Here is a 7,356-nt window from a genome sequence, read left to right as displayed (position 1 = left end):
CGCCGGTGCCGGGGCAGCCGCCGTTGTCGCGCTGGAGCGCCCAGAAGGAGAGGGTGTTGATGCCCTTCTCGACGGCCCACTTGTAGACGGTGGCGGCGTCGGCGGTGGTGAACGTCTCCCCCGGGCCGTAGTCGTCGATGCCGGGCATCTCGGTGACGCCGATCATGCCCCAGAGCTGTGCCTGGCTCTTGCCGGGGTAGAGCTGGGCGAGCTGGCCCTGGAGTCCGGCGGCGGAGCGCTGGGTGTCGAGGGCCATCTGGTGGGTGGCGCCGTCGTAGTAGTCGAAGGTCATGATGTTGACGACGTCGATGCGGGCGCCGTTGCTCACCGCGTTGCGCAGGACGGCCAGCCCGCTGTCCGCGAGGCCGCTCGTCGTGGTGGGGAGGGTGTACGAGAACTGGATGGAGCGGCCGTTGGCCGCGGCCCAGTCCTGCACCTTCTTGATCGCCTTGTTGCGGCGGTCGATCCCGGCGCTGTTGGTGAGGGAGTTGTCCTCGATGTCGAGGTCGATGCGGGGGATGTCGTAGGTGGTGATGACCTTCTCGAACGCGGCGGCTATCGCGTCGACGTCCGTGCAGCTGTCGGCGATCTCCGTGCCGTTGTGGGTCGCGGTGTAGCCGCCGAAGGACGGGATGACGTCGCCGCCGCGCGAGCGGATGGTGGTGAAGTCCTTGCCGAAGATCTCGGGCGAGACCGGCTGTGACTGGTTGCCGTTCCAGTACGGCGTGCAGGAGCCCTTGGTCGCCGTCTGGAGGAACGCCATGGTCAGGTATTTCGCCCCGGACTTCGCCGCGAGGTCGGCGGGGCTGTCGTTGCTGTACGCCTCGAAGTACGGGGCGAACACGTGCGGGGGCAGGGGGGTGGCCGCGTGGGCCGTCCCTCCGGTCCCCAGGGCCAGGCCCGCCGAGGCGGCCAGTGTGGCGACGGCGGTGAGGCATGCCCGGAGCGGTCTGAAACGTCTCATGCATACTCCCGGTGGGTGGGACGGCGCGCGTGCGGCGCGCCGCCGCTCGCCCCGCGCACGGCTGGTCGGCCGCGCGCGGGACAGCGGTACTGGACGTACAGGAGGAACCGTCTTCCGTGGCCGGGCGGCCCTGCGCCCGATGCGGGCCGCCCGGTTCGTGAAGCGACTCACATGATTGGACTAGACCAAGCCCCCGTCAAGGTCTTCGGACAACTGACGGTCGTCCGACGGCCGCCGACGGGCTGCTGCCGCCGAGCGGCTACCGACCCGGCGCCGCAGCCTCAAGCTCCTCGACGCTCCCGGACATGATGGTGCGGATGTGCTCGGTGATGTGCTCGGCGGGCCAGTCCCACCAGGCGACCGTGAGCAGCCGCTCGACGGTCTCGTCGTCGAAGCGCCGCCGGATGAGGCGTGCCGGATTGCCGCCGACGATGCCGTAGTCGGGCACGTCGTCGACGACCACGGAGCCCGAGGCGATGACCGCGCCGTGGCCGATCCGGACGCCCGGCATCACCGTGGCGCGGTACCCGAACCACACGTCGTGGCCCACCACCGTGTCGCCCCTGCCGGGCAGGCCCGTGATCAGGTCGAAGTGGTCGCTCCAGGAGCCGCCCATGATGGGGAACGGGAAGGTCGAAGGCCCGTCCATGCGGTGGTTGGCGCCGTTCATGATGAACCGCACCCCCTCCCCCAGCGCGCAGAACTTCCCGATGACCAGCTTCTCCGGCCCGTAGTGGTACAGCACATTGCGCGTCTCGAACGCCTCCGGGTCGTCCGGGTCGTCGTAGTAGGAGAACTCCCCCACCTCGATCAGCGGCGACGTGACGAGCGGCTTGAGCAGCACCACGCGCGGCTGCTCCGGCATCGGATGGACCACGGTGGGGTCTGCGGGAACGGCGGGAACAGGGGGCATGGCGGATCGGACTCCTCGGCGGGGGCTCAGTATGACCCGATCATGATCGCAATGTCCGCCGAGGCGGACGAACCATTTCCCGGCGACGTCCTGGGAGCCGATGTGCGGGGCGGTTCAGTGCGCGGTCCAGCCGCCGTCCATCGTCAGCGAGGCGCCGGTGACGAAGGAGCTGCGCGGGCCGCAGAGGTAGGCGACGGCCTCGGCGACCTCGGCGGGCTCCACCAGCCGCTTCAGGGCGGAGTCGGCGAGCAGGATGTCGGCGAGCACGCGCTCGGCGGAGATGCCGTGGGCCGCCGCCTGGTCCGCGATCTGCTTCTCGACGAGCGGAGTGCGGACGTAGCCGGGGTTGACGCAGTTGGACGTCACTCCGTGCTCGGCCCCTTCGAGGGCGGTGACCTTGGAGAACCCTTCGAGGCCGTGCTTGGCGGCGACGTACGCGCTTTTGTAGGCGGAGGCCCGCAGACCGTGCACGGAGGAGATGTTGACGATCCGCCCCCACCCCTGCCCGTACATGTGCGGCAGCGCGCCCCGCACCAGCCGGAAGGGTGCCTCCAGCATGACCGTGAGAACGGTCGAGAAGACCTCGGGCGGGAACTCCTCGATGGGGCGGACCAGCTGGATGCCCGCGTTGTTGACGAGGATGTCCGTGCCGGCCGCGGTGCGCTCGGCGGCGTCGAGATCGGTCAGGTCCAGGGTCACCGCCTCGACGGGACCGGCGAGGCCGGCGGCCCGCTCGACCAGCTCCGCCAGACCCGCGGCATCGCGGTCCACCGCCCGTACGGCCGCCCCCGCGGCGGCGAGGCGCAGCGCGCAGGCCGCGCCGATGCCGCCGGCCGCGCCGGTGACGAGGGCGGTACGGCCGCCGAGGTCGAGGAGGGGCGCCTGGGCCGGGTCCGGTGCGGGGGTGACGGTCATGTGCGCCAGCCTAAGCGGGTGCAGGAGCGTACGGGTGGGGCGCCGGCGCATTCTCGCGTCGGACGCTGTGCGGGCGGGCCCCTGCCGCCGGGGGCGACGCGTGTGGCGGGAGGTACCATCGCGCGACGTTCTTGATTCGGTGACGGTGACGGGGGCGGTTGGGGTTGCGCACGGCGGGGAGTGGCGGGGTGACGGAAGGGCTGCGGCTACGGGTGCCGGTCGGGCACGACGCAGCGCGGTGGGTGACGCGGAGCCGGAGCCGCCAGGTGCTCTTCGTCGTGCACAACGTCACGTCGGCGACGCGGCTGCTGGACGTACTGCCGCTGTTCCGCGACGACCTGCGGGTGCAGGCGCTGGCCACGTGCACGGGATCATCGCCCTTCCTCGCCGGGGTGCCGGAGCTGCTGGCGGCGGCGGGACTGCCGGTGCTGCCGTGGGAGCAGGCGAAGGCGACACCCGTCGATCTTGTGGTGTCGGCGAGCTACGGCGGTGAACTGGAGCAGCTCCAGGGGGAGTTGGCCGTGCTGTCGCACGGTGTCGGCTACAATAAAAGGCTCTCCACACCGGACACCGGACACCGGACACCGGACACCGGACACCCGTCGCCCGCGCCCGTTTTCGGCCTCTCCCCCGAGTGGCTGCTGTACAACGGCCGCCCCATCGCGTCCGCGACCGTCCTGTCCCACCCCGAACAGCTCGCGCGCCTGGCCGACGCCTGCCCCGAAGCCGCGCCGACCGCCGTACTCGCGGGCGACCCCTGCTACGACCGCGCGCTCGACGCCCTGCCGCTCCGCGACCGCTTCCGCCGCGCCCTCGGTGTCGCCCCTGACCAGCGGCTGATCCTGGTCAACTCGACCTGGTCGCCGCGCGCACTCTTCGGCGACGGGGACGGCGACAACAGCGGTCATGACAGCGACGACGGCGATCTGCTGCCCTGGCTGCTCCCCCGGCTGGCGGCCGAGCTGCCCGCCGACGAGTACCGCACGGCGGCCGTCCTGCATCCCAACATCTGGTACGGCCACGGCCCCGGTCAGGTACGGGCCTGGCTGGACCGGGCGCGCCGGGCCGGACTCACGCTCATACCCCCGCTGGACGGCTGGCGCCAGGCGCTGATCGCGGCGGACTGCGTCATCGGCGACCACGGCTCGGTGACGTTCTACGCCGCCGCCCTCGGCACGCCCGTCGTGCTGGGCGCCTTCGCCGACGGCGACCTCGACCCGGACTCCCCGGTCGCGGCCCTGGGCCGCACCGCGCCGAGGCTGCGCCCGTACGGCGACCTGCGCGCTCAGCTGGATCGGGTGATGGAACGTCACAAGCCGGATGTCTACGCGGAGTTGGCCTCACACACCACGTCGTCTCCCGGCCAGTCCGCCGCGCTGCTGCGCCGTGCCTTCTACCGTCTCATCGGCGTCCCCGAGCCCGCCGCCCCCGCGCTCCTCGACCGGCTGCCGCTCCCCCCGTACGAACCGGCCGAGCGCACCGCGCCGCTGCGCGTGCTGACCCGGCTGCTCGGCGCCGGACCGCCGGAGATCGCGGTCACCCGCTATGCCGACCCGGCGCACGAGCCCGTACACGCGGCCCCGGAGACGGAGACGGACGCGGCGCACACCGTCGTGCACGAGGACGCTCAGGACACCGGCCGCCTGCGGATCGCCGACGTCATCGTGCGGTACGCGCCGCAGGACGACCCGCGCGTGGGCCCGCCGCCCGCGTGGACGGCGGAGGTCCTGGACCGCCACCCGCACTGCGCGCTCGCCGCGTACGTGACGGGGCCGGGCCACTGCGCCGCGCGCACCCGCGACGGGGAGCTCGTCCACTTGACCGGCGCCCCCGACGCCCTGGGCCGTCCGGACCCGCTCGACCCGGCCGCCTACGCCTCCGCCCTGCACGCCTGGCTGGCGGGCGGCAAGTCCCTGGACGAGGCGACGGCCGCGGGCATCGTCGTGGTCACGGGTGACACACGCCGTCAAGTGGCCGTCGAGCACGCCGAGTAGACGAGCGGAGACGGCCCCCCTCAGGCCAGCTCCGCCATGCGCGCGTCCACCCGCGCCACAGCGGCATCGTCGCCCGCGGTCTCGTACAAGCCGCGCGCCAGGCGCAGTTGGCGCGCTTCGTCCTCACTATCCGTCAGGGCCTTGGCGCAGGACGCGCGCAGTTCCGCCGCGTCCGCCTGCTGGAGCACGGCGCCCTCCGACTCCAGCACGGTCAGGGCCTCGTCCAGGGGCGTACGGGCGGCGTCCGCCTCCCCTGCGGCGAGCAGCGTCTCGCCGAGGCTCATCCGCACCCGCGCCTCGTTGTAGCGGTCGCGCTCACGCAGGTCGTGGAACTGGGTGAGCGCGTAGCGGAGTTGGAGTACGGAGTCGGAGTGCCGGCCCTGGCCGCGCAGGGCGCGGCCGATGTGGTGTTCCAGCAGCGCCAGTGCGCGCGGCGCGTCCGCCTCTCCGTCCTCGCCCGGCGTGATGCCCCGCAGGATGTCCTGAGCCCGGCGGAAGCACTGCTCGGCCGCCTCGTACCGCCACTGCCGCAGGCGCACCAGGCCGAGGGATTCCACGGCGGTGGCCTGTCCGCGGCGGTGGCCCGCCCGCTCGTCCGCCGCTGCCGCTTCGGTCAATTCCCTTGCGGCATCCGCCAATTGACCGCGCCCCATATAGGCGAACGACAGTTGGGCGCGCATTCGGCCCTCCGCCCGGCGGTCGCCGAACTCCTCGGCGCTGCGGGCCGCGGCCCGTACGCCCCTGAGGTGGGTCGCCACCCACTGCTCGTGAAGACCCAGCCGCAGGTGCAGCGACCATGTCGCCTCACACAACTGCCAGACCAGTTCGTCGAATCCGTACTCCTCGGCGGCGCGCACGGCCTCGGCGAGGTTCTCGTGCTCGCGCCGGAGCGCGGCGAGGGCCGTACGGGCGGACGCGAACTCGGGACTGCCGCCCGCCCCCAACTGGCCGTAGGCGGGGCCGAGATGCCAGCGGCCGGGGATGACGCGGGCGTCGGCGGCCACGGCGAACCGCAGGTACCACAGAGCCATGCGCCGGACGGCGTCCGCCGTGCCCCTGCGGCCGTCCTCCTCGTGGGCGCGTCGCTCGGCGTGCTGCCGTACGACGTCGTGGAAGCGGTAGCGCTCCGCGCCGACCTCCTCCAGCAGGTGGACGGCGGCAAGGTCTTCGAGGAGGCGGCGCGCCTCGTCCTCGCTCACGCCGACGGCCGCCGCGGCGGCGCCGACGGGGATGCCGGGCCAGGGGCACAGGCCGAGCAGCCGGTAGAGGCGGGCGGCCGGGGCGGCGAGGTCGCGGTAGGAGAGGTCGGTGGCGCGGTAGGCGGGGTCGTCGTCGGATCGGTCGGCTGGGTCGGTCATGTCTGCGAGGTCTCCGGATCCGGATCGACGCTCTTCGTCCCGGCGGGCGAACTCCCGCTCCAGCACCTGCCAGTTGAGGTGCTCCCGCACGGCCACGCGCGCGCCCGTCTCGCAGAGGGCGAGCGGCAGGCCGCCGCACCGGGCCGCGACGGCCTCGGCGTGCGGGCGGTGCGGGGCGAGGGGCTCGGCGCCGGCGACGCGCGACAGCAGGAGGACGGAGTCCGCGGCGGTCAGCGGGTCGAGGCGGATGACGCGGGCGCCGTAGTCGCGTACGAGCTCGGGCAGCCGGTGGCGGCTGGTGACGAGGACGAGCGAGCCGGGGGCGGCGGTGAGCAGGGGCGTGAGCTGCGCGGCCGAGTGCGCGTTGTCGAGCACGACGGCCATGCGTCGGCCGGCCGTGCGGTCACGGTAGAGGTCGGCCTGGCCCTGTTCGTCGGCCGGGATCCTGTCCGGTGGCACGCCGAGGGCGCCGAGGAACCGTACAAGCGCGGTGGACGCGGCGACGGCCGTGCGCGCCGAGTCCCCCTTGAGGTCGGTGTGGAGCTGCCCGTCGGGGAAGCGCTCCTCCAGGGCGCGGGCGCAGTGGATCGCCGTCGCGGTCTTGCCGATGCCGCCCGGTCCGACGAGGGCGACGATGCGGGGGCTCGTACCGCCGCTGTCGGCCGGACTGTCGAGGAGGGCGGTGATGTCGGCGAGGACGTGGTCGCGGTTGGTGAACACGGCGGTGCCGGGCGGCAGCAGCCGAGGGCGCGCGACGGCGGACGAGGGGGACGGTTCCAGCCGGCGCGCGGCGCGCAGCCATGCCGCGAGGTCGTCGGCGAACTCCGGTTCGCGGCGGGCCTCTGCTATGAGCAGGGCGGCCAGCCGACGGCGCTCGTCATCGTCGGCTGGTGCCGCCAGGGGCGCGGTGGGGTCGTCGGGCGCGCCGCTGCCGCCCCTGTGCCAGAGCCGCCGTACGAGCCCGGCCAGCCCTTCGGAGGTGCGTCTGCCCAGCTCTCCGGCGGCCCCCGACATGGCCCCCTGCCCCACGGTGTTGAGCGCCGACAGCACCGCCGTCATGGTGAACGGATCCACGGTTTCCTCCCCAGTACGCCGCTCCGGTCACGTTATCGGGAAGATCGCGGGCGTGGGGAGTGCCGTCCGTTCCGGCCGTGTTCCGCCGCCGGGCCCGGCTCCGCACGCCGGGTGGCGGAGCCGGGTCCGTACCGGGTC

Annotated in this window: 5 protein-coding genes; 1 reads left to right on the top strand and 4 read right to left on the bottom strand. The window is 73.4% G+C overall.

Features of this window, described 5'->3' with window-relative positions; genetic code table 11:
* The 3 genes from ACFU99_RS26200 to ACFU99_RS26190 form a co-directional block, all read right to left on the bottom strand.
* Positions 1-964 (bottom strand): chitinase (locus ACFU99_RS26200; protein WP_384396152.1); only part of this gene is annotated, 964 nt, incomplete at its 3' end.
* A gap of 259 nt (positions 965-1,223) precedes the next feature.
* Positions 1,224-1,877, bottom strand: a complete 654-nt coding sequence (locus ACFU99_RS26195; protein WP_384396150.1) for a CatB-related O-acetyltransferase — start codon at positions 1,875-1,877, stop codon at positions 1,224-1,226.
* Positions 1,878-1,991: 114 nt separating this feature from the next.
* The gene (locus ACFU99_RS26190) at positions 1,992-2,792 is read right to left on the bottom strand and encodes a 3-hydroxybutyrate dehydrogenase (RefSeq protein WP_384396147.1); all 801 of its coding nucleotides are present in this window, start codon (positions 2,790-2,792) and stop codon (positions 1,992-1,994) included.
* A gap of 188 nt (positions 2,793-2,980) precedes the next feature.
* On the opposite strand from ACFU99_RS26190, the gene ACFU99_RS26185 reads away from it, so the two are divergent.
* A complete protein-coding gene (locus ACFU99_RS26185; RefSeq protein ID WP_384396144.1) occupies positions 2,981-4,786 on the top strand; it encodes a hypothetical protein in 1,806 nt (601 codons plus the stop codon).
* Between the two features lie 20 nt (positions 4,787-4,806).
* Here the strand turns inward: ACFU99_RS26185 and ACFU99_RS26180 are convergent, their stop codons facing one another.
* Entirely contained in the window at positions 4,807-7,218 is a 2,412-nt protein-coding gene (locus ACFU99_RS26180) for an ATP-binding protein (protein WP_384396142.1), read from the bottom strand.
* Between the last annotated feature and the right edge of the window lie 138 nt (positions 7,219-7,356).

Source organism: Streptomyces sp. NPDC057654 (assembly GCF_042800135.1).
In the GTDB taxonomy this organism is placed as follows: domain Bacteria; phylum Actinomycetota; class Actinomycetes; order Streptomycetales; family Streptomycetaceae; genus Streptomyces.
The sequence above is the reverse complement of the archived record's forward strand: the minus strand, read 5'-3'. Positions and strand labels throughout refer to the sequence as shown.